Here is a 614-nt window from a genome sequence, read left to right on the forward strand (position 1 = left end):
TAATTGGTTACTGAAGTTCCGCCGTGTGCTCTTCCCATCTCCCCCGGCCGGCGCGCGGGACGTCACGCGCTTCACACGCCAGCTCGCAAGCCTGCTGCAGGCCGGGTTGCCGCTCGCGCCGTCGCTCGAGATGCTCGCGCGCACGCGGCCACACGACGGCTTGCCGCGCATCGCCGCAGGTCTCGCACGCGAGATCGTCGGCGGACGGCGCTTCGCCGATGCCCTCGCACGCTATCCATCCCAGTTCGGCACGCTGTATCGCCAGCTGATCGAGATCGGCGAAGCGTCCGGCTCGCTTGGCATCGTGCTGACTCGGGTCGCGGAGCACCGCGAGCGCACCGACGCGCAGTGGCGCAAGCTGCGGGCCGCGCTCGCCTACCCGGCGGCCGTCATCCTGTTCGGGCTCGCGATCTCGGCCGCGTTGATGGTGTGGGTGGTACCGACGTTTCGCCAGATCTTCGACGGTTTTGGCGCCGCACTGCCTGCGCCAACCCGCGCGCTGCTCGCGCTGTCCTCCGCGCTGTCGGCGTGGGGCGGTGTGCTCGCTGCCGGTACGGCAGCAGCGGGGCTGGCCGCACATCACGCACTGCGTCGGTCTGCACCGCTGCGCCACG

The 614-nt window shown here is 70.7% G+C and carries 1 protein-coding gene; it reads left to right on the forward strand.

Translation table 11 applies throughout. From position 1 onward, the window contains the following. Nucleotides 1-25: 25 nt before the first annotated feature. On the forward strand, nucleotides 26-614 hold a 589-nt coding region (locus tag G3N99_RS41415), incomplete at its 3' end, for a type II secretion system F family protein (protein ID WP_346778528.1).

The sequence above is a fragment of the Burkholderia sp. Ac-20392 genome (assembly GCF_017104585.1).
Classification (GTDB): Bacteria; Pseudomonadota; Gammaproteobacteria; order Burkholderiales; family Burkholderiaceae; genus Burkholderia; species Burkholderia lata.